This is a genomic window from Streptomyces sp. ERV7 (assembly GCF_001653515.1).
In the GTDB taxonomy this organism is placed as follows: Bacteria; Actinomycetota; Actinomycetes; order Streptomycetales; family Streptomycetaceae; genus Streptomyces.
The window spans coordinates 937,052-962,780 of sequence record NZ_LYOY01000051.1 but is presented as its reverse complement, the minus strand read 5'-3'; the positions used below and the strand labels follow the sequence as shown (position 1 = coordinate 962,780).

General features: G+C 70.5%; 18 protein-coding genes, 1 tRNA gene and 1 pseudogene. 3 read left to right on the top strand and 17 right to left on the bottom strand.

Going from position 1 to position 25,729, the window contains the following annotated elements; translation table 11 throughout:
* Window positions 1–87 precede the first annotated feature (87 nt).
* Window positions 88–216 carry a DUF6408 family protein gene (locus A8W25_RS35205; RefSeq protein WP_234386596.1) on the top strand — a complete coding sequence of 43 codons (129 nt, stop codon included), beginning with the start codon at window positions 88–90 and terminating at the stop codon, window positions 214–216.
* Between the two features lie 56 nt (window positions 217–272).
* On the opposite strand, the gene A8W25_RS27240 is transcribed toward A8W25_RS35205, so the two are convergent.
* The 5 genes and pseudogenes from A8W25_RS27240 to A8W25_RS27220 form a co-directional block, all read right to left on the bottom strand.
* Window positions 273–2,381 carry a DUF2075 domain-containing protein gene (locus A8W25_RS27240; protein WP_079126495.1) on the bottom strand — a complete coding sequence of 703 codons (2,109 nt, stop codon included), beginning with the start codon at window positions 2,379–2,381 and terminating at the stop codon, window positions 273–275.
* 1,110 nt (window positions 2,382–3,491) lie between these two features.
* Window positions 3,492–4,388 (bottom strand): tyrosine-type recombinase/integrase, encoded by an 897-nt coding sequence (locus tag A8W25_RS27235; RefSeq protein WP_079126424.1) that lies wholly within the window; start codon window positions 4,386–4,388, stop codon window positions 3,492–3,494.
* Window positions 4,389–4,390: 2 nt separating this feature from the next.
* A pseudogene (locus A8W25_RS27230) lies at window positions 4,391–5,218 on the bottom strand (phytoene desaturase family protein); the annotation flags it as partial.
* Between the two features lie 132 nt (window positions 5,219–5,350).
* Window positions 5,351–6,187 (bottom strand): inositol monophosphatase family protein, encoded by an 837-nt coding sequence (locus A8W25_RS27225; RefSeq protein WP_067166149.1) that lies wholly within the window; start codon window positions 6,185–6,187, stop codon window positions 5,351–5,353.
* A gap of 88 nt (window positions 6,188–6,275) precedes the next feature.
* A complete protein-coding gene (locus tag A8W25_RS27220; RefSeq protein ID WP_067166146.1) occupies window positions 6,276–8,072 on the bottom strand; it encodes a gamma-glutamyltransferase family protein in 1,797 nt (598 codons plus the stop codon).
* A gap of 84 nt (window positions 8,073–8,156) precedes the next feature.
* On the opposite strand from A8W25_RS27220, the gene A8W25_RS33030 reads away from it, so the two are divergent.
* Complete coding sequence (locus tag A8W25_RS33030; protein WP_079126494.1) at window positions 8,157–9,212, top strand: lipoate--protein ligase family protein; 1,056 nt, start codon at window positions 8,157–8,159, stop codon at window positions 9,210–9,212.
* Window positions 9,213–12,018: 2,806 nt separating this feature from the next.
* On the opposite strand, the gene A8W25_RS27210 is transcribed toward A8W25_RS33030, so the two are convergent.
* From A8W25_RS27210 to A8W25_RS27195, 4 genes are all read right to left on the bottom strand, one after another.
* Window positions 12,019–13,062 carry a trypsin-like peptidase domain-containing protein gene (locus A8W25_RS27210; protein WP_067166140.1) on the bottom strand — a complete coding sequence of 348 codons (1,044 nt, stop codon included), beginning with the start codon at window positions 13,060–13,062 and terminating at the stop codon, window positions 12,019–12,021.
* A gap of 208 nt (window positions 13,063–13,270) precedes the next feature.
* A complete protein-coding gene (locus tag A8W25_RS27205) occupies window positions 13,271–15,493 on the bottom strand; it encodes an NADP-dependent isocitrate dehydrogenase (RefSeq protein WP_067167301.1) in 2,223 nt (740 codons plus the stop codon).
* A gap of 180 nt (window positions 15,494–15,673) precedes the next feature.
* Window positions 15,674–15,750: transfer RNA gene (locus A8W25_RS27200), tRNA-Pro, on the bottom strand.
* Window positions 15,751–15,859: 109 nt separating this feature from the next.
* The gene (locus tag A8W25_RS27195) at window positions 15,860–17,044 is read right to left on the bottom strand and encodes a Gfo/Idh/MocA family protein (protein ID WP_067166138.1); all 1,185 of its coding nucleotides are present in this window, start codon (window positions 17,042–17,044) and stop codon (window positions 15,860–15,862) included.
* Between the two features lie 609 nt (window positions 17,045–17,653).
* Between A8W25_RS27195 and A8W25_RS27190 the strand changes: the two genes are divergently transcribed.
* Window positions 17,654–18,859: an acyl-CoA dehydrogenase family protein gene (locus A8W25_RS27190; protein WP_067166135.1), complete on the top strand. Its 1,206-nt coding sequence runs from the start codon at window positions 17,654–17,656 to the stop codon at window positions 18,857–18,859.
* Window positions 18,860–18,885: 26 nt separating this feature from the next.
* Here the strand turns inward: A8W25_RS27190 and A8W25_RS27185 are convergent, their stop codons facing one another.
* The 8 genes from A8W25_RS27185 to A8W25_RS27150 form a co-directional block, all read right to left on the bottom strand.
* Entirely contained in the window at window positions 18,886–19,455 is a 570-nt protein-coding gene (locus tag A8W25_RS27185; protein ID WP_067166131.1) for a GAF domain-containing protein, read from the bottom strand.
* Complete coding sequence (locus A8W25_RS27180) at window positions 19,452–20,066, bottom strand: GTP-binding protein (protein WP_067166128.1); 615 nt, start codon at window positions 20,064–20,066, stop codon at window positions 19,452–19,454. Before A8W25_RS27180 ends, A8W25_RS27185 begins: the two co-directional genes overlap by 4 nt.
* Window positions 20,044–20,415: a DUF742 domain-containing protein gene (locus tag A8W25_RS27175; protein WP_067166125.1), complete on the bottom strand. Its 372-nt coding sequence runs from the start codon at window positions 20,413–20,415 to the stop codon at window positions 20,044–20,046. Before A8W25_RS27175 ends, A8W25_RS27180 begins: the two co-directional genes overlap by 23 nt.
* 2 nt (window positions 20,416–20,417) lie before the next feature.
* A complete protein-coding gene (locus tag A8W25_RS27170; protein WP_067166122.1) occupies window positions 20,418–20,852 on the bottom strand; it encodes a roadblock/LC7 domain-containing protein in 435 nt (144 codons plus the stop codon).
* A gap of 147 nt (window positions 20,853–20,999) precedes the next feature.
* Window positions 21,000–21,998, bottom strand: coding sequence for a TIGR03842 family LLM class F420-dependent oxidoreductase (locus tag A8W25_RS27165; RefSeq protein ID WP_067166119.1), 999 nt, complete (start codon window positions 21,996–21,998; stop codon window positions 21,000–21,002).
* Between the two features lie 19 nt (window positions 21,999–22,017).
* Entirely contained in the window at window positions 22,018–23,421 is a 1,404-nt protein-coding gene (gene hydA, locus A8W25_RS27160) for a dihydropyrimidinase (protein ID WP_067166117.1), read from the bottom strand.
* 126 nt (window positions 23,422–23,547) lie between these two features.
* Window positions 23,548–24,828, bottom strand: a complete 1,281-nt coding sequence (locus tag A8W25_RS27155) for an aspartate aminotransferase family protein (RefSeq protein ID WP_067166114.1) — start codon at window positions 24,826–24,828, stop codon at window positions 23,548–23,550.
* Window positions 24,825–25,667, bottom strand: a complete 843-nt coding sequence (locus A8W25_RS27150; RefSeq protein WP_067166111.1) for a nitrilase-related carbon-nitrogen hydrolase — start codon at window positions 25,665–25,667, stop codon at window positions 24,825–24,827. Before A8W25_RS27150 ends, A8W25_RS27155 begins: the two co-directional genes overlap by 4 nt.
* Window positions 25,668–25,729 lie beyond the last annotated feature (62 nt).

Genomic DNA, 25,729 nt, shown 5'->3' with positions numbered 1-25,729 from the left:
CCCGTCATGTGGCGACACCTGACGTGAGCGTGGATGCCCGGTAGGGCGTCCCCCTGCCATTCCGTTTCTCACTGCTCTGGAGTGGCCATGGTCTCGGTCGAGTACAAGTCTGCGCGTCGTGAGCGGATCCGCGAGATCCTGATCGACATCGCTGCGGGAGTCGTCTCCAATCTTCTGGTGGCGGCACTGGCGACGATGGCACGCCTGCTCTTCTGAAGCAGGCAGGTGGCGGGGCCGGTGAGCCCGCCACCTCCACTCCCCGACGTCCTCCGTCAGAACAGCCGCAGACCGGGCTCCTTCGTCTTCCGCCTCCCTCGGCCTCCCGCTCCCCTGCGAGGGCGGGGCAGATGTGGCGTCCGGGCCTCCGGGGGCAGGTTCGCCCAGGTAGGCCGCAAATCGTGGAGTTCGACCTCTCCGACGAGTTCCTTGAGGTACGCCCGCGTTTCGGGATCCGTGGAGTACAGCACCGTCGCGCGGCTGGCCCGGGTCATCAGCACGTGGTAGGCGTGGCGGATGAGCCGGGCGAATTCATCGTCGTCGACGCTGCCCGGTCGCACCTTCGGGTCGAAGGAGCCGGGCCTGTCGACCCTCTTGATGTTCGAGCCCTCCTCCTTGCGTTCCTTACCCCGGCGAAAAATCCATTCATCACCCCGACGCACCATGTCCTCGCCCATGATCACGCCGCACCAGTCCCACTCGAGACCCTGCGCCGTGTACACGCAGCCGATCTGCCCGAGACCATTCGCGTCTACGGACCAGGTTTTCGCAGGCGGCACCTGGCCGCCCTCGCAGTAGCTGTCGCTGTCCGCGTTCCACGGCCGGTGCCAGTCGCCGATACGGACATCGGGCTCCAGCCGCCTCTCCTTACCGAGTGGCTTCGTCCAGGGCCAGCAGTAGCCCGCGACCATGCGCCCGGAGGCGCCGGCCAGCGCTTCGGTGCGGATGATCCGTTCGAGCTCCTCCGGTGTGTCCACCACCTCGATGTGCATCAGCCCATCCGGTCGCCACTCCTCGACGGGCTCGCCCGACACCCCGAGCACAGCCCGTACCCACCGGATGTAGGCGTCGCTGCCGCCACAGCGGTACTGCTGCCGAAGATTGCTCGGGACGATTCGGGCGTCGTGTCTCCTGGCCGCGTCCTCGATGAGAGCTACGGTGCCGACCTCGTTCGGCCGGACCGACTGGCCCTCGTCCATGAAGAAGACAGTGAGGCGCGAAGCCGCGAGAAGCTCGTCGACCTGCGGGCCCGTACCCCAATCCTCCGGCTTCCAGAACCTGTTGGTGGACCGGTCACGAAGGCGGTGCGCCTCGTCGCAGATCAACACGTCAAGTGGTGGGTCCGGCGGGGTGACGAAGTTGCTGAAGTAGGTGAAGGATTCTCTGAACTCCCGGTCTCCATAACCGACGTGCTCCTGAAGCGCTCCGTTGAAGGCCCTGCTGCCGCTGGCGTACTTGACCGTCCGTCCCTGCGCCTCCAGCTCCGCCTTGATCTGAAGGCCGATCGCACTCTTCCCCGTGCCGGCTCCGCCCGTAACCAGGAAGATCACTCGCTGTTCGTTCGGGACGAGGGCAGGACGCTCGGGGTCCGGCAGCACCTTGGCAGCGGCTTCCAGGACTTGATCAGCAACCTCCTTCTGTTCTCGTCGCAGGGTGAAGACGGTGTCCTCGCCGCGGGACCGGATCATTGCGTCGAGCAGGGGTGTGTTGCGCAGACCCATGCGCTGCAACAACCTCTCGGCCTCGGACACGGCGCCGTCATCCGCGAAGTTCTTTCGGAGGTCGGACAGCAACTGGCCGCGACCGTCACCCGTGTACACACGTGCGTAGGCCCCCGTCGGCGCATCCACGTCCATCAGGGGGCGCACCGAATCGTCCGTGGCATTGTGCAGGTAGGCGAAGCCTCCGCACGCGAAGTCGATGCTCCCGAGAGGACCACATTCACTCGTGAACGCCTGGTAGTACTCGCGCAGTTGAAGAGCCGGGTGCTTCTTCTCCCCCATACCTGGCACGTGGACCAGATCCGCGGTGGCCCGTTCCACCCGGGTCACCATCGACCACCGCTTCAACTCGACCAACTGGACGGATGGCCCGCTCCCGTCCGGATGCCGGCCCACCAGGACGACATCGATGAGCCGGGGGGCACCGGGCCGGTCGCTCTCGTCGATCGTCGCGGCGCATTCAACGATCATCTCCACATTTCCACGCCCTGCGGCGACGAGGTCATTCGCGAGACTGACGAGGCTCTCCGCCCATGCGGACCGCTCCGACAGCGAAGCGTCCGCCCCCCGGAAGTGCCGCCATCGGGCGGCGAGGTGCGGGACCATACGGCGCCGGGCGTTCAGGGTGAGCAGGTCTTGCGCCGACAACTTCAGCAGGAGCATGGACACGAGGTGGTTCCCCCAGGGCACGAGTGACTCGTGCGGGTGGGGGCATGTCCTCATCGGAAGCCCGTCGGGCCGCATTCGGTTCCGGTGATCTTAAGGAATGGCCCCACGCTGAGGAACACCGCCACGACCGTCGGCCGGAACCGTGAACATCGTGGCTGAATCACGCGGCGGAATCGCGGGCCGACTACGCAAGGCGGCCTGCCCGGACCCGCCTCGACCGCCCGCCTCCGGCAGACATCGACCCACGTGACCTACCGAGGATGCGTGCTGCCTGCACAGCGGGGCGGCCAGCGGCCTCGAGAGAAGCCCTGGTCCTTCCCGTGCTCGTTCCTCACGGCTGCCCCTGATGTCAGACTCCGCCATACGGGGCGCTGCGAAGGCACATCTGATGTACAGAGCAGGGGCAGCACGTCCGGGGAGGCCGGTGAACCACGGCCACGGGATCCGAGTTCGATCAGCGTCGTCAGATGGAGACACGTTCGGCATTCGGGATGCCGAAGAGCTACGCCCTCGCGGATGGGCGCCCAGAGCCATCGGCCCAGTCGCGTCCGTGAACTCGACCGGGCCGAGGTGATGGGACTTCAGAACGGGCGTCATCAGCCGGAGGAGCTCCCTGACGCCTCTCCCTGCGATTCCTACGGCCCCTGCCAAACGGCAGGTCGAGCAGTTCTTAGCAGTCGCCGCACGCATTCACCCGCTGGAGGAACGGAAACAGGTCGAGCCCCCGTGGTCAGCCATGAAACAGCACGTAAGGAGCCCTTCGCGGCAGGCTCCAGAATCGCCACACACTCCACATGGTGAGTCATCGGGAAGAGGTAGAGATCCGGGCCGTTTCAAGAAACCGCAGGTCAGAGCCACATTCGAGCCTCTGGATGGGCCCGTTTGGAGCTCCGCGCGTAAAACGAGCGTCACGGTTGCTGGCCAGCGTCAGGCGTGCGTCACCGCCTCCCCACTCGGGGGTCACCCGTCCACATGCTGGCCCGCACCTATGACGATAGCGGAAACGGGTTCGGCGCTGGTGCCCGTACCCAAGTTGGGTACGGGCACCAGCGCCGAACAGAGCTGTGGCGGTGAGGACGTCGTCGTTGTCAGGGTGACTCTTGGTCACCGTCCTGCGGACCCGGCGAGTACTACGCCCGAGGCTGCCGAATCGGGAACGATCAGCTGAGAATCCAGCCGAGTCCAGGCGCCGAGGACTGCCTGGTGCGCATCGGGGGCGAGGTGCGCGTACCGCTGTGTCGTCTGGTAGCTCTCGTGGCCGAGGAGGTGCTGCACCTCGTACAGGGACACGCCCTTCTGCACCAGCCAGGAGGCGCAGGTGTGACGCATGGAGTGCGGAGGGTAGTGCGGCACGGGCTGAATGGTGCCGTCGGCATCGGCAAACCGAGCCTGGTGCACCGCGGGCCACCAGGCGTGCTTCCGCCAGTTGCCGTCATCGAGCAGACGACCCGACCGGCCCTTGGTGACCGTGGTGAAGACGACAGCGTTTCGATCTTGACCGTGCACGTGGCGGGCCAGCGCGTCGAGGACGTGCTCGGGGATCGGGACCTCGCGACGGCTCTTCGAACTCTTCGGGTATTCCTTGATGCCCGACTGCGTGTTGACCTCGACGACGAACAGCCGGCCCCGCTGCCAGTCGATGCGATGCCCGTGCAGGCCGGAGAGCTCGCCCCACCGCAGGCCGGTGTAAAAGGCCAGGAGCGCCATCGTCTGCCATGGCTGAGCCAGCTCATCAAGGATGGACTGCGCTTGCGCCAACGTGAACCACTGCGGAGGCTTCACCGCCTCTTCTGGCAGACCAATACTCCGGCAGGGCGTGACCGCGATGAGGTCCTCGTCAACGGCAGAACGCATGAGCGAGGACAGGAGGTTGTACGCGCGCCAGATGGCCGAAGCACCCTTATCGTCCAGGATGAGCTTTCGGACCCACGACTGGACGTCGATGCGGCCTATGGCCCCTATCTCGGGTCTGCTGCAGATGTAGGTGACAGGTGTGGTCACGCCCGATACCCCTCGTACGCCCGCCCCAGCCCCGCGATCCGGGCCAGCGCCGTCGGTGAGGTGTCGAAGACATACGCACGGGCGGGCGGCAGGTCGTCGAGCCGCTTCACCTCGAAGCCGGTGTGGACCGAGCCCCCCAGGTCGCGCAGGTACGCGGCGAGCGCGTCCGAGATCGACTGCGAGCCGCCGCGCGGCAGCGGCCAGCCGTTCTCGTGCGCGGCCAGCGCGAAGACCAGGCCGACGGCGGAGGTCGCGAGCCCGCTCAGCGGGGCGATGACATGGCCGACCAGCCCCGCCATCAGGGCGCGCGCCCGGTCGTCCTTGAAGCGGCGCATCGTCCACTCGTACGGCGGGAGGCCGTCGAGGCCGAAGCGGGCGAGGCCGATCGGGTCGCGGGGCAGGGCGCTCAGGGGCAGCGACATGAAGTCGCGCACCAGGACGTCCCACTTGCCGCGGTAGGGCGCCATCATCCTGCGGTACGTGCCCGCGTCGCGCGGGCCGAACGAGGCGGCGGTCTCGGCGACCGAGCGGGCGAGCACGGCCGCGGTGCCGTCGTCGAAGGGGTGCGCCATGGGCAGTTCGGGGTGCAGCCACTCCAGCCCGTACCGGTCGAGCGGCATCCGGCGGAAGGCCGGGGAGCCGATGCCCAGCGGGTGCACGGCGGAGCACGGGTCGTGGCGGAAGCCGGGGAGGGTGAGCTCCTCGGTCCTGGCGCCGCCTCCGATGGTGTCCTTGGCCTCGAAGACCTCAACGGACAGACCGCGCCTGGCCAGTTCGACCGCGGCGGTCAGTCCATTGGGTCCCGCCCCCACGACGACGGCATCGAGCATCGACGGCACCTTCGGACTCCTCACGCCCTTGTGGCCAAGACACCCAGCATATTCCGGGCCGGTGACAATCAGGCCCGGGGTGGGTGCGGTTGCGGCCAGGGCCGCGCGGCGCCCGACGGGCGCCGCGCCCGCTCACTCCCCGGCCAGCAGCCTCCGCACCCGCTCCGCCGTCGCCGCGTCCCGGGCGGCCGTGAACGGCAGTGCGTTGCCGCCGGTTATCCGGAACGGCTCACCCGTCAGGGTCGTGTGGGCCCCGCCCGCCTCGGTCACCAGGAGCAGGCCCGCCGCGTGGTCCCAGGCGAGCTCCCAGGAGAACGCGGTCGCGTCCAGTTCGCCGCGCGCGACCGCCAGGTATTCGAGTCCCGCCGAGCCGCAGGGGCGCGGGCTGACGCCTTCGGTGCGCAGCCCGAGCAGCGCGCGCTTCTGGTCGTCGGTCGTGTAGTCCGGGTGGGAGGTGGCGACCTCGATCACCGCGCCGGGCGCGGGCGCCCCGGACCGGATCACCTGGCCGTTGAGCGTCGCGCCCCGGCCACGGACGGCGACCGCCATGAGGTCGAGCGCCGCCCCGTACGTCCACGACGCCAGCACCTCGCCGTGGTGCGCGAGCGCCACCAGGGTGCAGAAGCCCTCCTCGCCGCGGACGAACTGGCGGGTCCCGTCGACGGGGTCCACGATCCACACCGGCGCGTCGCCGTCCAGCGCGTCGTACGACGACGGGTCGGCGGCGACCGCCTCCTCGCCGACGACGACCGAGCCGGGCAGCAGCGCGGGCAGCGCCTCGGTCAGGAACTCCTCGGCGCGCCGGTCGGCGACCGTCACCAGGTCGTGCGGGCCGCTCTTCTCCAGGACTTCGTGTGTGGCGAGCTGGCGGAAGCGCGGCATGATCTCGACGGCCGCCGCCTTGCGGACCGCCTCTTCGACGTGGGACGACCGGTCTTCCAGAAACTCTGCGAGCAACCCTTCGATCATGCGTCCAGCAAAACACGCCCCACTGACAATCGGCGAACGTGGCCCCAACCCCGGGCGTCATCGAGGTGACGTCACCGGACGCCCGTGGTCACCGCCCCACCGCGTACCCCTGCATCCCGCGCGGATTCGCGGCGGCGGACAGGATCCCGGTCGCCGGGTCGCGGGCGACCGCGCACAGCCGCCCCTCCGTCCAGGCGCCGCCGACCGTGACCCGGTGTCCGCGCCGCCGCAGCCCCGCCACCACCTCCTCGGGGGTCCGGGCCTCGACCGTGACCGCGCCCGGCCGGGTCACCCGGGGATGGAAAGAGCTCGGGAAGGACTCGTTGTGCCAGTTCGGGGCGTCGATCGCGCCCTGGAGGCCGAGACCGCCGCGCTCCTGCGCTCCCAGGGCGACGGCGAGGAAGAAGTGCAGCTGCCACTGGTCCTGCTGGTCCCCGCCGGGCGTGCCGAACGCCAGCACCGGGAGGCCATCGCGCAGCGCCAGGGTGGGCGACAGCGTCGTACGGGGGCGGCGCCCCGGGGTCAGCGTGTTCGGCAGTCCCTCCTCCAGCCAGGTCATCTGGAGCCGGGTGCCGAGCGGGAAGCCGAGCTCGGGGACGACCGGGTTGGCCTGGAGCCAGCCGCCGCTCGGGGTCGCGGCCACCATGTTCCCCCAGCGGTCGGCCACGTCCAGGTGGCAGGTGTCGCCCCGGGTGGTGCCGTCCGGGCCCACGGTCGGCTCCCCCGCACCCGCCGCCGGCGTGCCGGAGCCACGCGCGCGCAGTGCCTCGCGGGCGATCCGGGGCGGGCGCCCGCCCGGGCTGCCGGGCCGCAGCTCGTACGAGGCCTTCGCCCCCACCAGCGCGCGCCGGGCCGCGTTGTAGCCGTCCGAGAGCAGCTCGGCCAGGGGCACCCCGGCCGCGTCCCCGTACCAGGCCTCCCGGTCGGCCATGGCGAGCTTGCACCCCTCGACGAGGAGGTGGACGTACTCGTCGGAGCCGTGCGGCGGCAACTCGTCCGGAAGAAGCGCCAGTTGTTGGAGGAAGGCCGGGCCCTGGCTCCAGCCGCCCGCCTTGCAGAGGGTCCAGCCGTTCCAGTCGTAGGTGACCGGGTCCTCGTACGTCGCGGACCACTCGGCGAGGTCGGCCGCCGTCAGGGTGCCGCTGTGGCGTTCGCCGCTGGTGTCCAGGGTGGGGCGGGCGGCCTGCGCCACCAGCGCCTCGGCGACGAACCCCTCGCGCCATATCCGCCGGGCCGCCTCTATCTGCCGCACCCGGGCGTCTCCGGTCGCGGACGCGCGCGTGGGGGCGGACTCCGCGAGGAGGCGGCGCCAGGTGCGCGCCAGGGCGGGGTTGCGCAGCAGCCGCCCCGGGCGCGGGGCGCGGCCGTCCGGCAGATACACCTCGGCCGAGGAGGGCCACTCGCTCTCGAAGAGCGCGCGCACCCTCTCCACGGTCTCCCCGACCTGCTCGACGGGCGGGTGGCCGTCCTCGGCGTAGCCGATGGCGTACTTGAGGACGTCGGCGAGCGGCTTGGTGCCGTGGTCGCGCAGCAGGAGCATCCAGGCGTCGAACGCGCCGGGCACGGCGGCGGCCAGCGGCCCGGTGCCGGGCACCAGGTCGAGGCCGAGGGCGCGGTAGTGGGCGACGGTGGCCCCGGCGGGCGCGGTCCCCTGACCGCACAGCACCCGCACCGGGTCCCCGGAAGGGGCGAGCAGGATCGGTACTTCTCCCGCTGGGCCGTTCAGATGCGGCTCGACGACATGCAGGACGAAGCCCGCCGCGACGGCGGCGTCGAAGGCGTTGCCGCCGTCTTCCAGAACGGCCATCGCGGATTGCGAGGCGAGCCAGTGGGTGGAGGACACCATGCCGAAGGTGCCCTGGAGGGTGGGCCGGGTGGTGAACATCCCCGCAGGCTAGACCGGCCCGTCCTGGAATGTCAGACCCCGCCCGTAACGTTGATGGGGCTCGGAACGGATGGAGGAGCAGCGGTGCACGGTGAGTACAAGGTCCCCGGCGGCAAGCTCGTGGTGGTGGACCTGGACGTCGAGGGCGGGGTCCTGAGCGGTGTGCGGGTGGCGGGCGACTTCTTCCTGGAACCGGACGAGGCGATCCTCTCCATCAACAGCGCCCTTGAGGGCGCCCCGGCCGACACCGACGCCGCCGGGCTCGCCGCCCGTATCGACGCGGCGCTGCCGCCGGGCACGACGATGTACGGACTGACGTCGGAGGGCGTCGGCGTCGCGGTCCGCCGTGCGCTGGCACACGCGACGGACTGGACGGACTACGACTGGCAGCTGATCCACGACGGCCCCCAGTCCCCCGCCCTGCACATGGCGCTGGACGAGGTGATCACCGCCGAGGTGGCGGCCGGCCGCCGGCCGCCGACCCTGCGGGTCTGGGAGTGGGGTGCGCCGGCAGTGGTGATCGGCAGCTTCCAGTCGCTGCGCAACGAGGTCGACCCGGAGGGCGCCGAGCGCCACGGGATCACGGTGGTGCGCCGGGTGTCGGGCGGCGGCGCCATGTTCATCGAGCCGGGCAACACGATCACGTACTCGCTCTCGGTCCCCGACGCCCTGGTCCAGGGCCTCTCCTTCGCGGACAGCTACGCGTATCTGGACGACTGGGTCCTGGGCGCGCTCGGCGACATGGGGGTGAAGGCCTGGTACCAGCCCCTGAACGACATCGCCACGGACGCGGGCAAGATCGCGGGCGCCGCGCAGAAGCGGGTGGTCGCGGACGAGGGGGCGGTGCTGCACCACGTGACGATGGCGTACGACATCGACGCGGACAAGATGCTGGAGGTGCTCCGCATCGGCCGCGAGAAGCTCTCGGACAAGGGCACCAAGAGCGCGAAGAAGCGTGTCGATCCCCTGCGCCGCCAGACCGGCCTGCCCCGCGAGGCGGTCATCGAGCGGATGATCGCCTCGTTCCGGGGGCGGTACGGGCTGGCCGAGGGTCAGGTCACCGACGAGGAGATGTCCCGCGCCCGCGAACTGGCGAAGACGAAGTTCTCGAACGAGGAGTGGACGGCGAGGGTGCCCTGAGCGCTCCGCCGGGGAGGCGGATGTTCGTCTGCGGGCCGGTGGGGGCCGGTCGCGCGGTTCCCCCGCGCCCCTAGGGGGACTGTCGCGCAGGACCTGGCAGAGGGCTTCGAGTAGGTCCGCGAGCGAGGTCCGCGCCAGCCGGTCCTCGTGCTGGTACGCCTCGAACTCCCGCACCAGGTCGGCGGGCGCGAGCGTGGCCAGCCGCTCCGACAGCGCCTCCACACCACCGCGCCGAAGCCTCCTCTCGCGCTCCATCTCCCAGATCCAGAGCGCCAGTTGCCCGGGCGTGCCGATGGCACGGGCCTCGTGCTCCGGGATGGCCAGACCGGCGGCCCGGCAGCAGGACTCGATCCGGTCGCGCAGACCGCTCCGCGAGTCGCTCAGAGCCCCCTGCGGCGCGAAGACCCGCCGCGCCACGTCCGCGAGCTCACTCCCCGAGAATCGGTAGAGCCCGGACGTCTCCGTCCGCAGCGCCGGAAGCCGGAAGCCGCCACCCGGCGTGGCCGACAGCCTCCACGAATCCGCCCCGACGCCGTCCCGCTCGTACACCTCGCGCATCAGCCGCACATCGTGCTGGAGATCACGCGTCCGCTCAAGCCGCACAGCCCGCACACGCTCCCGGTAGTGGTCGCCGAGCTGCCCCGGAAGCCGGGCGAACGCCTCCTCGCACCGCTGAAGCCACGGCAGTTCGGTGTACGCGGGCCCCCGGGCCGCCTCCAGCGCCGCGAGGACGGCGTCCAGCAACCGCGGATCCGGGTCATCGGCCGCGAGCGACTCCGCATGCGCGGCCAGCGCCACCCCGCCGTCGCCGGGCGTGCCGACCAGGACCTGGGCCGCGAGCTCCAGGGCGTCGTGGCCCGGGCGGGCGAGCAGCAGCCGGGCCTCCTCGGCGGCCACCTCCGGGGGCAGCCGCAGCAGGGTGCGGCGCGCCGATGCCCGTACCGTCGCGTTGCCGTCCCACAGCAGGCGGTTGAGGGCGCGAAGCATCTGCGGGCCGCCGGTGACCGCGAGGCGGTCCATCTGCTCGGCGACGATGCGGCGGACGAAGTCGGACTGCCGCGAGGACAGCTCGTCCACGAAGTCCCAGAACCGGGCCCCGTGCGGGTCCAGCTGGAAGACCAGCTGGGTGCCGATCCCCCGCCACTTCCAGTCGCGCTCCAGCATCGCCCGGATCACCGCGAGGTGTGCCTCGTCGGCCGCCCTGCGGTCCTCCAGGCGCAGCACCAGGAACTCCAGCGCGCCGCGCAGGGTGGCGAATCCGGGCTCCTGGGCCATCAGGACGAGCGCGTCGGCGGCGATGTCGTCGGGGTGCTTGGCCTCCCAGGCCTGGTCCACGTAGAGGCTCAGCGCCAGGACGTACTCCGCGAACCGGTCGTAGATGAAGACGACATTGCGGACGCCGATCTCCTCGTCGATGCTCTCCTCAAGGATGATCTCCTCGTCGATGACCCGGCTGTAGAGCGAGTCGCTGCTGTCGAGCTCGGCGGCGGTGGCCCGCAGGGTCGCGGCGACGGCGCTGCGCGGCACCGAGGTCGAACGGCTCTGCCGCATCAACCGGGCAACCTCCAGGACGAGTTCGGCCACCGCGCCCTTCCCCTTGAGCGAGGTGGCGTACGCGACCTGCGCGACCTTGCGCTCCCAGAACAGCTTGAAGAGGCGGAAGAGCCGGAAGTCCTCGACGACGCCGATGTCGCGGTCGCGGTACGCCTCGCACAGGATGCGCAGCACCAGCGCGTGCCGGCAGCGCTCGGCGGCCTCGCCGCGCAGCCGCCCCCGGATACCGAAGGCGCCGAAGTAGGCGGCGGCGACCTCGGGGAAGGAGTCGAGGGGGAAGAGCGGCACGTCCTCGACCCGGGTCGCGGGCGTGGCTCTCGGGCCGTGCTGCACCGGCTCGCGCTGCCAGACGTAGCTGGCCCAGAACGGGGCGCGGTAGAACTGCCAGAAGTCGGTGCGGCAGGTGACCACCACCTTCACCCCGGCGCTCTCGGCCTGCCGCAGCAGCTCGTGCAGCGCCGCCTTCATCGCCTCCGGCTTGGCCGGGGACTCGTTGATCGCGTCGAGGAGCAGCAGCGGCGGACGGCCGGGGGCGGCGGTGCGGGCGAGGTCGGCGAAGCAGCCGGGCCAGTCGGCGCCGTAGCCGAGGCGGGTGGCGACCAGGCTGAGCAGCCCGTGCGGCTCGGAGACCGGCACGCGCGCCGACATCAGCAGGACCAGCGAGTCCTCCAGGCGGCGCTCGGCGAGGGAGCAGAGCAGATTGGTCTTGCCCCGGCCGGGCTTGGAGACGACCAGCAGACAGGTGCTGTCGTTGGCCAGGAACTCCTCGACGCGGTCCTCCAGTTCGCGGTGGCGGAAGTAGAGCTCGCGCAGGTACTTGGAGCCGATCTCGGAGATCTCCCGCAGGGTGGTGCGCCGGGCCCGCTCGCGCAGTCCGGCGAAGGGGGTGCCGGTGGCGGTGAGCGCGTCGAGGTCGGCGGGGTCGAGCCCGGCGACCTCGTCGGCGAGCCGGGCCATCGCCTCCTGGCGGTCCACCCCGACGACCGCCACCGCGGCGAGCGCGCGGACGAAGTCCGCGAGGGCGCGCGGGCCTTCCCCGGCGACCAGGGCGATGACCGAGGTGAAGAAGGAGACGGTGGTGGTGTGGGAGGGGACGCGCTGGAGCATCTCGCCGTATCCGGCGCTTTCCAGGAGGAACGCCCGCTGCCCGGGCTCGTTCATACCGGGCAGCGTGGCGAAGCTCTGGATGAGTCTGCCGCGCAGCCCGGCGCGGTCCGAATCGGGCATGGCCCTCTCTCCGGGGTGCAATGGCTCAGCCGAGGCGGGAGCGGACGTCGGGCGGGAGTTCGCGCAGGATCCGGCTCAGCAGGATCCCCTCGTTGCGGTAGTAGTAGCTGCCGGTGGCGGGTTCCTGGAGATTGCCGCCGGCGTGGTGGACCGCGCAGACCCGCCAGTCGTCGGTGAGCACGGGGGCGCCGGAGGAGCCGGGCAGGGTGGCCGTGACGTACTGGACGACATCGGCGTCGGCGTACTCCACGAAGTTGCTCTGGAGCGCGATCTGCTTGGGCCGCCCGGCCGGGTGCTGCACGATGTTGACGCGGTCGCCCTGCCGGGGCGGCTCACCGGACATCTCCAGATGCCCCCACTCGCTGCCGGGGCTCTCCGCGAGCTCGACGAGCGCGAAGTCGTGGCGCTCGTCGGCCAGATGGAGCCGCCCGGTGGCGCGCACCTCGTGCACCGGGCGCGGCCGCCCCGACGAGTCGTCCTCGTAGTTGAAGAGGAAGCGGGCGCCGCCGAGCAGGTTCGCGTGCGGCAGTACGTGATGGTTGGTCAGCAGCAGGTCGTCCGCGATCAGGAAGCCCGTGCCGGTCCAGCGGCCGGCGCCGTGCTCCACCACGATCTGGCAGACCGGCCGGGCGGCGGCCAGGGCGAGCTCCAGGAAGTGGACCGGCCGCAGCGTATTGGCGGCGATGATCTTCTCCTCGACCCCGCCGGGGCTGGTGGCACCCTTCCAGACGGTGACCGCCGGGGCCGGGGAGACCGGGACCATCATGCGGTGGCGCAGCAGCAGGGCGGCGAGGAAGTCCTGCTGCTCCTTGCCGGTGAGGGTGGCGATCACGTTGAGGAGCAGACCGAGGGCCTCGTGGTCGTAGGAGACCCTGCCGTACGCGGAGAGGTGCGTGACGATGCGGCTGACCGCCACCAGCGTGGGACCTTCGAGGTCGATGTGCGGGACGAGGCCGCCCAGACCGGCCAGGGCCAGGATCTCGGCGCGCCCGGACGGGGAGCCGAGGACCGGCACGGCGGTCAGCAGGGTGACGAGCCGCTGACGCTCTTCCACGGACAGTTCGACCATCGCTCCCCCTGAAGCACCGCCGGAATTTCCCCATGGTGCCAGCGCGGGGGCGCTTTCGCGGCAGGTCGGCGAAGGTCGGCCGCGGAAACCTTCCGGGAGCGCGGGGAGAACCGGAAAAGCTCGGCGCGGCGACGGGAAAAGCCGGGGAAAAGGCGACCGCCCCGGCCGGGCGTGATGCCGGCCGGGGCGGTGGGGGTGCCGCCGCGGATCAGGCCAGGGTGGCGATGGCCTGGTTGAAGGTCGCCGACGGGCGCATGACCGCCGCCGCCTTCGCCGGGTCGGGCTGGTAGTAGCCGCCGATCTCGGCCGGGGAGCCCTGGACCGCGATCAGCTCGCCGACGATGGTCTCCTCCTGCTCGGCCAGCGTCTTGGCCAGCGGCGCGAAGGCCTCCGCGAGCGCCGCGTCGTCGGTCTGCTTGGCCAGCTCCTGGGCCCAGTACAGGGCCAGGTAGAAGTGGCTGCCGCGGTTGTCGATGCCGCCGAGCTTGCGGCTCGGGGACTTGTCCTCGTTGAGGAAGGCACCGGTGGCGCGGTCGAGCGTGTCGGCCAGGACCTGGGCGCGCGCGTTGCCCTTGGTCGTGGCGAGGTGCTCGAAGCTGACCGCGAGGGCCAGGAACTCGCCCAGGCTGTCCCAGCGCAGGTAGTTCTCCTTGACCAGCTGCTGGACGTGCTTGGGCGCGGAGCCGCCGGCGCCCGTCTCGAAGAGGCCGCCGCCGTTCATCAGCGGGACCACCGAGAGCATCTTGGCGCTGGTGCCCAGCTCCAGGATCGGGAACAGGTCGGTCAGGTAGTCGCGCAGCACGTTGCCGGTGACGGAGATCGTGTCCTCGCCGCGGCGGATGCGCTCCAGGGAGAACGCGGTCGCCTCGACCGGGGACAGGATCTTGATCTCAAGACCGTCGGTGTCGTGCTCCGCGAGGTAGGTCTTGACCTTCTCGATGAGCACGGCGTCGTGGGCGCGCTCGGCGTCCAGCCAGAAGACGGCCGGGTCGCCGGTGGCGCGGGCGCGGGTGACGGCGAGCTTGACCCAGTCCTGGATCGGCAGGTCCTTGGTCTGGCACATCCGGAAGATGTCACCGGCGGCGACCGGCTGCTCCAGGACGACGTTGCCCTCGGCGTCGACGACGCGGACGGTGCCCTCGGCGGCGATCTCGAAGGTCTTGTCGTGGCTGCCGTACTCCTCGGCCTTCTGCGCCATCAGACCGACGTTCGGGACCGAGCCCATGGTCGCCGGGTCGAAGGCGCCGTTGGCGCGGCAGTCGTCGATGACGACCTGGTACACGCCGGAGTAGCTGCTGTCCGGCAGGACCGCGAGGGTGTCGGCCTCCTGGCCGTCGGGGCCCCACATGTGGCCGGAGGTGCGGATCATGGCCGGCATGGAGGCGTCGACGATGACATCGCTGGGGACGTGCAGGTTGGTGATGCCCTTGTCGGAGTCGACCATGGCGAGAGCCGGGCCCTCGGCGAGCTCGGCCTCGAAGGACGCCTTGATCTCGGCGCCGAGGTGCGGCACGGAGTCCAGGCCCTTGAGGATGGTGCCGAGGCCGTCGTTCGGGGACAGACCGGCGGCGACCAGCGCCTGGCCGTACTTCGCGAAGGTCGCCGGGAAGAAGGCGCGCACCACGTGACCGAAGACGATCGGGTCGGAGACCTTCATCATCGTGGCCTTGAGGTGCACCGAGAACAGCACGCCCTCGGCCTTGGCGCGGGCGATCTGCTCGGTGAGGAACTCGCGCAGCGCGGCGACGCGCATCACGGAGGCGTCGACGACCTCGCCCGCCAGGACCGGTACGGACTCGCGCAGCACGGTGGTGGTGCCGTCCTGGGCCGCCAGCTCGATACGGAGCGAGCCGGCCGCGGAGACGACCGCGGACTTCTCCGTGGAGCGGAAGTCGTTCTCGCCCATGGTCGCCACGTTCGTCTTGGACTCGGCGGTCCAGGCGCCCATGCGGTGCGGGTGGGCCTTGGCGTAGTTCTTGACCGAGCCGGGGGCGCGGCGGTCGGAGTTGCCCTCGCGCAGCACCGGGTTCACGGCGCTGCCCTTGACCTTGTCGTAGCGGGCGCGGACGTCGCGCTCCTCGTCGGTCTGCGGGTCGTCCGGGTAGGCCGGCAGCGCGTAGCCCTGCGCCTGCAGCTCGGCGACGGCGGCCTTGAGCTGCGGGATCGAGGCCGAGATGTTCGGCAGCTTGATGATGTTGGCGTCGGGCGTCTTCGCCAGCTCGCCGAGCTCGGCGAGGGCGTCGTCGATGCGCTGCCCCTCCTGGAGGTACTCCGGGAAGTGGGCGATGATCCGCCCGGCCAGCGAGATGTCCCGCGTCTCCACAGTGACCCCGGCCGTCGAGGCATACGCCTGGACCACAGGCAGGAACGAGTACGTCGCCAGCGCGGGCGCCTCGTCAGTGTGGGTGTAGATGATGGTCGAGTCAGTCACCGGGTGCTCCACTCCACGTATGCAACATTGCTCGACATCAAGATATCTCGTGACGGGCCCGGGCCGGACAGGGCCCTGCCGTGGAGCGGCGGGCCGTGGAGCGGGCCGCGAAACGGGGTGAAAACGCACGGAAAGCCGCCTTCTCCGATGGAGAAGACGGCTTCCGACCTGCGAAAACGCTGGTCGGGACGACAGGATTTGAACCTGCGACCCCTTGACCCCCAGTCAAGTGCGCTACCAAGCTGCGCCACGTCCCGATGCCCCTCTGACCTGCGGGTTTCCCCCGGCCGAAGGTGCACGAGAACAATACCGCACTTCGACCGGTGGTCACGAACCCCTTTCGGCCGACGGGCCCGGCGGACCGTCTCAGCGAAGCTGACCCGCCGCGAAATAGGCCGCGAGCTCCGGATCGAGGGGTTCGACCCGGCGGGGCGTGCCGCCGTCGCGCAGGGACATGGTCGCCTCGTACCCCGCCGCCACCGCCATCCGCGCGGCCACCGGCGAGGTGTCCGTGCGGCCGCCCTCGCGCACGAAGCGCAGGAACTCGTCGATCAGGAGCGGGTCCGCCCCGCCGTGGCCGGAGTCGTCCCGGGCGGGCGGCACCTCGTGGACCTCGTCGGGCTCCTCCCGGAAGTGGGAGCGCCGGGCGTTCCACACCTTGACCCGGCTGCCCGGCCCGTCGCCGAAGTTCTCCAGCCGGCCCGCGTCCCCGATGACCGTGTAGTTGCGCCAGTAGTCGGGGGTGAAGTGGCACTGCTGGTAGGCGGCGAGCACACCGTTGTCCAGGCGCATGTTCAGCAGCGAGACGTCCTCGATGTCGATCACCGGGTTGAGGGCGCGCTGGGTGTGCGGCGGCCAGTGGCCGTCCTTGGTGTACCAGTCGTCCGCCTTGGGCTCGCCCTGAGCGCGCCGGTGCGGATTGTCCCCGTAGACCATGAGGTCGCCCATCGCCTGGACATCGCGCGCGTAGCCGCCGGCCAGCCAGTGCAGTACGTCGATGTCATGGGCGGCCTTCTGGAGCAGCAGACCGGTGGTGCGGGCGCGCTCGGCGTGCCAGTCCTTGAAGTACCAGTCGCCGCCGTAGCCGACGAAGTGGCGGATCCAGACCGTCTTGACCGTGCCGATCGCCCCGCGCTCGACGAGGTCGCGCATCAGGCGTACCACCGGCATATGGCGCATGTTGTGGCCGACGTACAGCCGCGACCCGGTCTCCTGCGCCGTGCGCAGGATGGTGTCGCAGCGCTCGACCGAGATGTCCAGGGGCTTCTCCACGAAGACGGGCTTGCCGCCGCGCAGGGCCTCGCAGGCGAGGTCGGCGTGGGTGTGGTCGGGAGTGAGGATGAGCAGCGCGTCGATCTCGGGGTCCTCGACGACCTTGCGGTGCTCGCCCGTCATGGCGGCGTCGGGGAAGGCCTCGGCGGCCCGCGCGCGGGCCCGGGGGTCGGGGTCGGCGAGCGCGGTGACGACGGAGCCTCGGCCGGGGCGGTGGGCGACGCGGGCGAGGCTGCCGCGCAGGCCGAAGCCGAGGACGCCGATACGGAGGTCGGTCATGGTCAACTTCCTTACGGTCTGGGCGGGGTGGCCCGGCACGCCGGAGCGGTCCGGTGCCCGATGATGACAGCGGCGCCCGGTCCGGTGCCGCACGCCGGAGTCCGCACCTGGGCCCGCTCTTTCGCGCTGCCACCACCTGGCCCACTCCAACGCGCCGGTCCGGAACAGCGCTTGGCCGTCGCATCGTGAAACGATCAGGTTCGCACAGGCGGAGGCCGTACGACGGGCGGCCTGCGGGCTTCCGAATGCGTTCACGCCCGGCGCCCAATCGCGCCCCGGGGTGCTCCTGGATGCCGTCCCTGTGCACATCCGGGACCGAAAGCTGTCCCTCAGTGCCGTATGCCCACGAAACCTTTGCCGTTGGCATGTGGCAAAAAGTGGGGACCGGGGAATGCCAACCGAGTGGAACCGAGGAGGCCAACCTCACAGAACACACCAGTAGTCAAACGTCAACACGCCGCCTTTCGGCCAAAGTTGACAAGTGCGTTGAAGCGCCACCGAATGATCAACAACATGATGAGGTCGGCCTCTTCGGGACGGGGACCACTGCCGATGCACCACCTGCTCGAACACCGTTACGAGCAGGCGTTTCGCGGAGGAGGGCTCGCCATGGACGGATACTTCAGCAGCCGCCCGCATCACCAACTGCGGGAGTGTGTACGGCAGTTCGCGGAATGCGAGATCCGGCCCCGGATAGCGGCGATGGAGGCGGCACGTTCCGTCCAGTACGACCTGTCCCGGCTGATCGCCCGGCAGGGCTGGATAGGCGCGACCGTCAGCCCGTCGTACGGGGGAATGGGCGTCGGACACCTCGGGAAGACCATCATCATCGAGGAGTTGTCCCGGGTCAGCGGCGCCATGGGCGCCATGGCGCAGGCCTCCCAGCTGGGGGTGGCCAAGATAGTCCACTTCGGCAGCGAGGAGCAGAAGAAGCACTGGCTCCCCGCCATCTCCGCCGGTGACTGCCTCCCGACGATCGCCGTGACCGAGCCCGAGTCCGGCGGTCATGTCCTGGGGATGACGGCGAGCGCGGTCCGCGACGGCGACGACTACGTCCTCAACGGCCGCAAAGTGTACGTCGGAAACAGTCATGTAGGAGATGTGCACGGCGTGGTCGTCCGCACCGGCCCCGGCTCGCGGGGGCTGACCGCGTTCCTCGTCGAGTCCGACCGGCCCGGGTTCTCGGTCGGCGCCGAGCGCGACACGATGGGGCTGCACGGCTTCAGCTTCGGCGAGCTCCACTTCGACAACTGCCGGGTGCCGGTGGAGAGCCGCCTCGGCGAGGAGGGCGACGGGCTCGCCGTGGCCTACTCCTCCAGCGTCCTGTACGGCCGGGCCAATCTCACGGCCGTCTCGCTCGGGATCCACCGGGCGATCCTGGAGGAGACCACCACGTTCTGCACGGAGCGGATCCGCTACGGCAAGCCGCTGTACGAACTGCCCAACATCAAGATTAAGCTGGGCCGGCTGCAGTCCCGGCTGATGACGGCCCGGCTCGCCGCGTACCACGCGGTGCATCTGCTCGACCAGGGCCTGCCGTGCGACGCCGAGCTGATGAACGCCAAGGTGGTCAATGTGGAGTCCACGCTCGACTCGGCGCGCAGCGCCATGGAGATCCACGCGGCGGCCGGTCTCTTCACCGACCGTCCGATCGAGCGCTATCTGCGCGACGCGCACCACATTTTCGCCCCGGCCGGCACCACGGACGTCCAGCTGCTGCGGCTGGCCGAAGTGGCACTGGGCACGACGAAGGGCCAGTGGTCACAGCGGCTCTCCGATGCCGTACGCATGGAGGAGTTCGCGGCGGCCCACTGACCGCGCGGGAGCCGGTGGGGCGGCGGTCAGAAGCCGCCGTCCTCCCGGCGATGGATCTGCTCGATCAGCTCGGCCGCCATCGACTTGATCGTCTCCAGGCCCGCCCGGCCCCACGGCCGCGGCTCGGTGTCGACGACGCAGATGGTGCCGAGCGCGATCCCGGTCCGGTCGATCAGCGGGGCGCCGAGATAGGAGCGGATGCCGATCTCGTCGACCACCGGGTTGCCCGCGAAGCGCGGGTAGTCGCAGACGTCCTCCAGGACCAGGGCTTTTCGGCGCACCACCACATGCGGGCAGTAGCCGTGGTCGCGGGCCATGAACCGGCTCACCCCGCCGGACGCGGCCACCGCGTTCAGATCGGTGTCCGCGTGCGCCCCCTCCGGGGTGTGCAGCCCGGCGAAGAACTGCTGGTTCTCGTCGATGAAGTTGACCATCGAATAGGGCGCCGCGGTGACCTCCGCGAGTTTATGGGCGAACTCGTCGAACGCCGGATCGGGATGCTCCCCCATACCGAGCTGGCGCAGCCGCTGCACGCGGACCGGTGCCTCCCGGTCGACCGGGGTGAGCAGCAGATGGCCGGTGGGGTCGTACGTCATGTGTGGGCTCCATGGCTGGTGGCGGCCGGAAAGGTGGACAGCAGATGCTGGACCAGGGTGACCAGGGTGCCGATCCCGGAGCTGCCGATACGGGCGTCGCACAGCACGACGGGAACCTCCGGCTTGAGGTCTATGGCGGACCGGACCTCGTCCGGGGTGTACCGGAAGGCCCCGTCGAACTCGTTGACCGCGACGAGGAAGCCGATCCCGCGCCGCTCGAAGAAGTCCACGGCGGAGAAGCAGTCCTCCAGGCGCCGGGTGTCCGCCAGGATCACCGCGCCGAGCGCACCCTCGGAGAGCTCGTCCCACATGAACCAGAACCGCTCCTGCCCGGGCGTGCCGAACAGGTACAGCACATGCTGCTCGTCGAGCGTGATGCGCCCGAAGTCCATGGCGACCGTGGTGGTGGTCTTGGACTCCACCCCTTCGAGGCTGTCGTGCGCCACGCTGACCGTGGTGAGCAACTCCTCGGTGGAGAGCGGTTCGATCTCGCTGACCGCGCCCACGAAGGTCGTCTTGCCGACCCCGAAGCCGCCGGCGACGAGGATCTTCAGCGCGGTGGGGAAGAGATCCACGGCAAGGCTGACGTCAGAGCCGTCGTCGTAGGCCATCGAGCACTGCCTCCAGCAGAGAACGGTCGGTCGGGGTGTGGTGAAAGCGGGGCGCACGGGCCGTCACCGCCCCGCAGTCCACCAGGTCGGACAGCAGGACCTTGGTGACGACGGCGGGCAGCCGCAGATGGGCCGCGATCTCCGCCACCGAGGTGGGCCCCTCGCACAGCCCGAGCGCCTGCGAGTGCTCGGGCCCGAGATGTGTCTGGGGCGGCTGCCCGGTCGCCATCACCTGGGAGAGCAGGTCCAGCGTGGCGGTCGGCCGGGTGCGGCCGTTGCTCACGGTGTACGGGCGGATCAGCCGCCCGGCCGCGTCGTCGAGCCACGGTCCGTCCTGCGGGGCCGGCACGCTCAGCGCCTCGTGCCGCTCGGTGTACCGGCACCTTGCCGGGCCGGTGTCACGAGGTAGGGCCGTACGCTCTTCACCAGCATCGCCATCTCGTACCCGAGCACCGCCGCGTCCGCCTCGCGCCCGGCGAGCACGGCGAGACAGGTGCCCGAGCCGGCCGTGGAGACGAACAGCAGCGTGGAGTCGAGCTCCACCACCACCTGGCGGACCTCGCCGCCGTCGCCGAAGCGCGCGCCCGCGCTGCGGCCCAGCGAGTAGAGCCCGGAGGCGAGGGCCGCCATGTGGTCGGCGCTGTCGACGTCGAGACCGTGAACGGACTTCACCAGCCCGTCGGAGGAGAGCAGGACCGCGTTGCGTGTGTAGGGCACCCGCTGGACAAGGCCGCTGAGCAGCCAGTCGAGGTCCGAGACGTGTCCGGTCGGCGCATCGCTCGCCATGGTGCATCTACTCCTTGGAGTGTTCGGCGTCAGTTTCTGCCTGGGGGTGGTGTAACGGCTGTGCGGGGTGGGGCGGGGCCGTGCGGGGCGGGGAGTTCCCCGGGTCGGGAGCGGGGCGCCCGCGGAGTCCGGGCGCCCCTGGACTCCTCAGCTCAGCGCCGGGATCACCCGCTCCCCGTACGCGTCGATGACCGACTCGCGCGCGTCGTGCATCGCGTACACCGCGAACTGGTCGACGCCCAGGTCGCGCAGCGCCTTCAGCTTCTCGATGTGCGCCTCGACGGGGCCCAGGAGGCAGAAGCGGTCGACGATCTCGTCGGGGACGAAGGCGGTGTCCGGGTTGTCGGTGCGGCCGTGGTGGCTGTAGTCGTAGCCTTGGCGCGCCTTGATGTAGTCGGTGAGCGCCTCGGGCACCAGGCCCGAGTGCTCGCCGTACCGGGCCACCAGGTCCGCGACGTGGTTGCCGACCATGCCGCCGAACCAGCGGCACTGCTCGCGGGCGTGGGCGAGGTCGTCGCCGACGTACGCCGGGGCGGCGACGCAGATGGTCACCGAGGCGGGGTCGCGCCCGGCCTCCACGGCGGCCGTGCGGACCGCCTTGACCATCCACTCCGTCAGGAACGGGTCCGCGAGCTGGAGGATGAAGCCGTCGGCCTGCCGACCGGCCAGGGCCAGCGCCTTCGGACCGTACGCCGCCATCCAGACGGGCAGTTTGCCGTCCCTGACCCAGGGCAGCTTCAGGCGCTGTCCGTCGACCTCGGCCTCGCGGCCCTCCGCGAGGTCGCGGATCACGCCGATGGCCTCGCCCAGGCGGGCCAGCGTGTTGGGCTTGCGCCCGGCGACGCGCATCGCGGAGTCGCCGCGGCCGATGCCGCAGACGGTGCGGTTGCCGTACATGTCGTTGAGGGTGGCGAAGGTGGAGGCGGTGACCTCCCAGGTCCTGGTGCCCGGGTTGGTCACCATCGGGCCGACGTGCATCTGCCGCGTGTGCTCCAGGATGCGGCTGTAGATGACGAACGGCTCCTGCCACAGGACCGCCGAGTCGAAGGTCCAGCCGTAGCGGAAGCCGTTGCGTTCCGCGCGGCGCATGAGGCCGACGACGGTCGAGGCGGGCGGGTCGGTCTGCAGGACGAGTCCGAAGTCCATGTGGTGCTGCTCCTGGTGACTAGCGGAGGTACTGGGAGGTGGCCCGCGGGGTGTAGACGCCGTGTCCGGCCCGTCCGGTGAACCGGCGCTCGTCGACGACGAGTTCGCCGCGCGAGAGGACCGTCTCGACCCGGCCGGTGATCCGCCTGCCCTCGTACGCCGAGTAGTCGACGTTCATGTGGTGGGTCTCGGCGGAGATGGTCTGCTCGGCGTGCGGGTCGTAGATGACCACGTCCGCGTCGGCGCCCGGCGCGATGGTGCCCTTCTTCGGGTAGAGCCCGAACATCCGGGCCGGACTCGCGCAGGCGATCTCGATCCAGCGGCGCCGGGTGAGGTGGCCGTCGAGCACGGCCTGATGGAGGAGGTCCATCCGGTTCTCCACGCCCGGCAGCCCGTTGGGGATCTTGGAGAAGTCGCCCCGGCCGAGCTCCTTCTGCCCCACGAAGCAGAACGGGCAGTGGTCGGTGGAGACCACCTGGAGGTCGTTGGTGCGCAGCCCCCGCCAGAGCGCGGCCTGGTGCTCCTTGGGCCGCAGCGGCGTCGAGCAGACGTACTTGGCGCCCTCGAAGCCGGGCTCGGCCAGGTTGTCCGTGGAGAGGAAGAGGTACTGCGGGCAGGTCTCGCCGAAGACGGGAAGTCCCTTGTCCCGGGCGGCGGCCAGTTCGGCGACCGCCTCCTCGGCCGACACGTGCACGACGTAGAGCGGGGCCCCGGCGACCCGGGCCAGCTGGATCGCGCGGTGGGTGGCCTCGGCTTCGAGCAGGGCGCGGCGCACCTCGCCGTGATGGCGCGGGTCGGTGCGGCCGGCGGCGAGCGCCTGCTCGACGAGGACGTCGATCGCGATGCCGTTCTCGGCGTGCATCATGATCAGCCCGCCGTTGGAGGCCGAGCGCTGCATCGCCCGCAGGATCTGGCCGTCGTCGCTGTAGAAGACGCCCGGATACGCCATGAACAGCTTGAAGGAGGTGATGCCCTCCTCCACCAGGAGGTCCATCTCCTTGAGCGAGTGCTCGTTCACATCGGAGAGGATCATGTGGAAGGCGTAGTCGATCGCGCACCGGCCGTCCGCCTTGGCGTACCAGGCGTCCAGGCCCTCGCGCACGGCGTGGCCCGGTGACTGCACGGCGAAGTCCACGATGGTGGTGGTGCCGCCCCAGGCGGCGGCCCGGGTCCCGGTCTCGAAGGTGTCGGAGGCGAAGGTCCCGCCGAACGGGAGCTCCATATGGGTGTGGGCGTCGACGCCGCCCGGGATGACGTACTTGTCCGTCGCGTCGATCGTCCGCTCGGCGCTCCAGCTCTGCGCCGCGCTCGACCCGTGCGCGGCGAGGGCGGCGACACGGCCGTCCTCGATCAGTACGTCGGCGTGGATTTCGTCGGCGGCGGTGATCACCAGGCCGCCGCGGATCAGTGTGCGGGTACTCATGGGTGGTGCCCTTTCGTACACGGCCGTTCTCGCTCCGCTCGGGAGCGTCGACTCTCGACTGCGGGCCGTCCCGGGCTCGTCGCGCGGTTCCCCGCGCCCCTTGACGGCACCTCCTGCGCGCGGGGGCTACACGCCCCTCAGTGCTCGTTCCAGGATTGCCGCGCCCTCCTCCGCCTCCGCGACCGTGAGGCTCAGGGGCGGGGCGACGCGCAGCACGCTGGTGTTGTGGCCGCCGCCCTTGCCGATCAGCAGGCCGCCTTCACGGGCCGCTTCGAGCACGGCGGCCGCGGCCTCCGGATGGGCTTCGTCGGTACCCGGCTTCACCAGCTCGATGCCCGCCATCAGGCCCCGGCCGCGCACCTCCCGTACGAGGGGGAGCTGGGCGGCGACGGCCCGCAGCCGCTCGATGAGCAGTCCGCCGACGCGGCGCGCGTTGCCCTGGAGGTCGTGTTCGAGCAGATACGAGAGGTTGGCGAGGCCCGCGGCCATGGTGACCGGGGAGCCGCCGAAGGTCGAGATCGAGTTGGCGTCCAGGCAGTTCATGACGCGGGCGCTCGCCACCACACCGCCGATCGACATGCCGTTGCCGATGCCCTTGGCGAAGGTGAGGATGTCCGGCGGGCCGTTCTCGGCGTGCGCCTGCCAGCCCCAGAAGTGGTCGCCGGTGCGGCCCCAGCCGGTCTGCACCTCGTCGCTGATCCACAGGATGCCGTGCCGGTCGAGGACTTCGCGGAAGGCGGCGTAGAGCCCGTCCGGGGGTGAGGTGAAGCCGCCGACGCCCTGGATGGGCTCGGCGATGAGCGCGGCGACCTCGCGGGTGTGCCCGAGCAGGTCCTCCAGGTCGGCCACACAGGCGTTGATGAACTGACGGTCACTCAACTCCGCGTAGGGGCCTCGGGACCGGACGCCGCCGTGCACGTACAGCGTCTGCAGCGGCGACAGGCTCGTCGGGGACCAGGCGTGGTTGCCGGTGATGCCGACCGCGCTGAACGAGCGGCCGTGGTAGCTGTTGCGCATCGCCAGGATCTGGTTGGAGCCGCGGTGGGCGGTGGCGAGCAGCAGCGCGGTGTCGTTCGCCTCGGTGCCGGAGGTGGTGAAGAAGACGCGGGCGTCCGGGATGCCGGAGAGGTGGGCGATCCGCTCGGCGAGCTCCACCATCGGGCGGTTGAGGTAGAGGGTGGAGGAGTGGATGATGCGGCCGGCCTGGTCGGAGACGGCCTTGGTGACCTCGGGCAGGGCGTGGGCGGTCATCGTGGTGAGGATGCCGCCGAAGAAGTCGAGGTAGCGGTTGCCCTCGGCGTCCCAGACGTGGCGGCCCTCACCGTGGGTGATCTCGATCGGGTGCCGGTAGTAGAGCGCGAGCCACTCGGGCAGGACCGCGCGGTGGCGGTCGAAGAGCGAGGTCACGGCTTCACCAGCCCTTCGTAGGCGTCGGGCCGCCGGTCGCGGTAGAACGCCCACTGCTGGCGCACCTCGTCGATGAGCCCGAAGTCGAGGTCCCTGACGAGGAGTTCCTCCTCCTTGTCGCTCGCGGTCTCGCCGACGAACTGGCCGCGCGGGTCCACGAAGTAGCTGGTGCCGTAGAAGTCGTTGTCGCCGTACTCCTCGCGGCCGACCCGGTTGATGGCGGCCACGAAGTACTCGTTGGCGACCGCGGAGGCGGGCTGTTCCAGCTGCCACAGATAGGCCGAAAGTCCACGCGAGGTGGCGGACGGGTTGTAGACGAGCTGGGCGCCGTTGAGACCCAACTGCCGCCAGCCTTCGGGGAAGTGCCGGTCGTAGCAGATATAGACGCCGACCCTGCCCACGGCGGTGTCGAAGACCGGCCATCCCAGGTTGCCCGGTTTGAAGTAGTACTTCTCCCAGAACCCCTTCACCTGGGGGATGTGGTGCTTGCGGTACTTGCCGAGGTAGCTGCCGTCGGCGTCGATCACGGCCGCGGTGTTGTAGTAGAAACCGGAGCCCTCGCTCTCGAAGACCGGGACGACGATCACCATCCCGGTCTCGCGGGCGAGCTCCCGCATCCGCTGCACGGTCGGCCCGTCCGGCACGGGCTCCGCCCACCGGTAGTGCTCGGGCTCCTGCACCTGGCAGAAGTACGGGGCGTTGAAGACCTCCTGGAAACCGATGATCTTCGCACCCTGCCGGGCCGCCTCGCGGGCGTGTTCCTCATGTTTGGCGATCATGGATTCGGTATCGCCGGTCCAACTGGCCTGGACCAGTGCGGCGCGGACAACAGTGGCCATGAGCTGCTCCTTAGACGGGCCGTCAGCCAGGCATCCACACGCGTAGATTGCGTGTGGAGAGA

What these genes read in the sequence shown, in the direction of transcription:
- A8W25_RS35205 (WP_234386596.1), top strand. Translation starts at nt 88, where the DNA reads ATGGTCTCGGTCGAGTACAAGTCTGCGCGTCGTGAGCGGATCCGCGAG.
- A8W25_RS27240 (WP_079126495.1), bottom strand. Translation starts at nt 2,381, where the DNA reads ATGCTCCTGCTGAAGTTGTCGGCGCAAGACCTGCTCACCCTGAACGCC.
- A8W25_RS27225 (WP_067166149.1), bottom strand. Translation starts at nt 6,187, where the DNA reads ATGATCGAAGGGTTGCTCGCAGAGTTTCTGGAAGACCGGTCGTCCCAC.
- A8W25_RS27220 (WP_067166146.1), bottom strand. Translation starts at nt 8,072, where the DNA reads ATGTTCACCACCCGGCCCACCCTCCAGGGCACCTTCGGCATGGTGTCC.
- A8W25_RS27210 (WP_067166140.1), bottom strand. Translation starts at nt 13,062, where the DNA reads ATGGTCGAACTGTCCGTGGAAGAGCGTCAGCGGCTCGTCACCCTGCTG.
- A8W25_RS27195 (WP_067166138.1), bottom strand. Translation starts at nt 17,044, where the DNA reads ATGACCGACCTCCGTATCGGCGTCCTCGGCTTCGGCCTGCGCGGCAGC.
- A8W25_RS27190 (WP_067166135.1), top strand. Translation starts at nt 17,654, where the DNA reads ATGGACGGATACTTCAGCAGCCGCCCGCATCACCAACTGCGGGAGTGT.
- A8W25_RS27185 (WP_067166131.1), bottom strand. Translation starts at nt 19,455, where the DNA reads ATGACGTACGACCCCACCGGCCATCTGCTGCTCACCCCGGTCGACCGG.
- A8W25_RS27180 (WP_067166128.1), bottom strand. Translation starts at nt 20,066, where the DNA reads ATGGCCTACGACGACGGCTCTGACGTCAGCCTTGCCGTGGATCTCTTC.
- A8W25_RS27170 (WP_067166122.1), bottom strand. Translation starts at nt 20,852, where the DNA reads ATGGCGAGCGATGCGCCGACCGGACACGTCTCGGACCTCGACTGGCTG.
- A8W25_RS27165 (WP_067166119.1), bottom strand. Translation starts at nt 21,998, where the DNA reads ATGGACTTCGGACTCGTCCTGCAGACCGACCCGCCCGCCTCGACCGTC.
- hydA (WP_067166117.1), bottom strand. Translation starts at nt 23,421, where the DNA reads ATGAGTACCCGCACACTGATCCGCGGCGGCCTGGTGATCACCGCCGCC.
- A8W25_RS27150 (WP_067166111.1), bottom strand. Translation starts at nt 25,667, where the DNA reads ATGGCCACTGTTGTCCGCGCCGCACTGGTCCAGGCCAGTTGGACCGGC.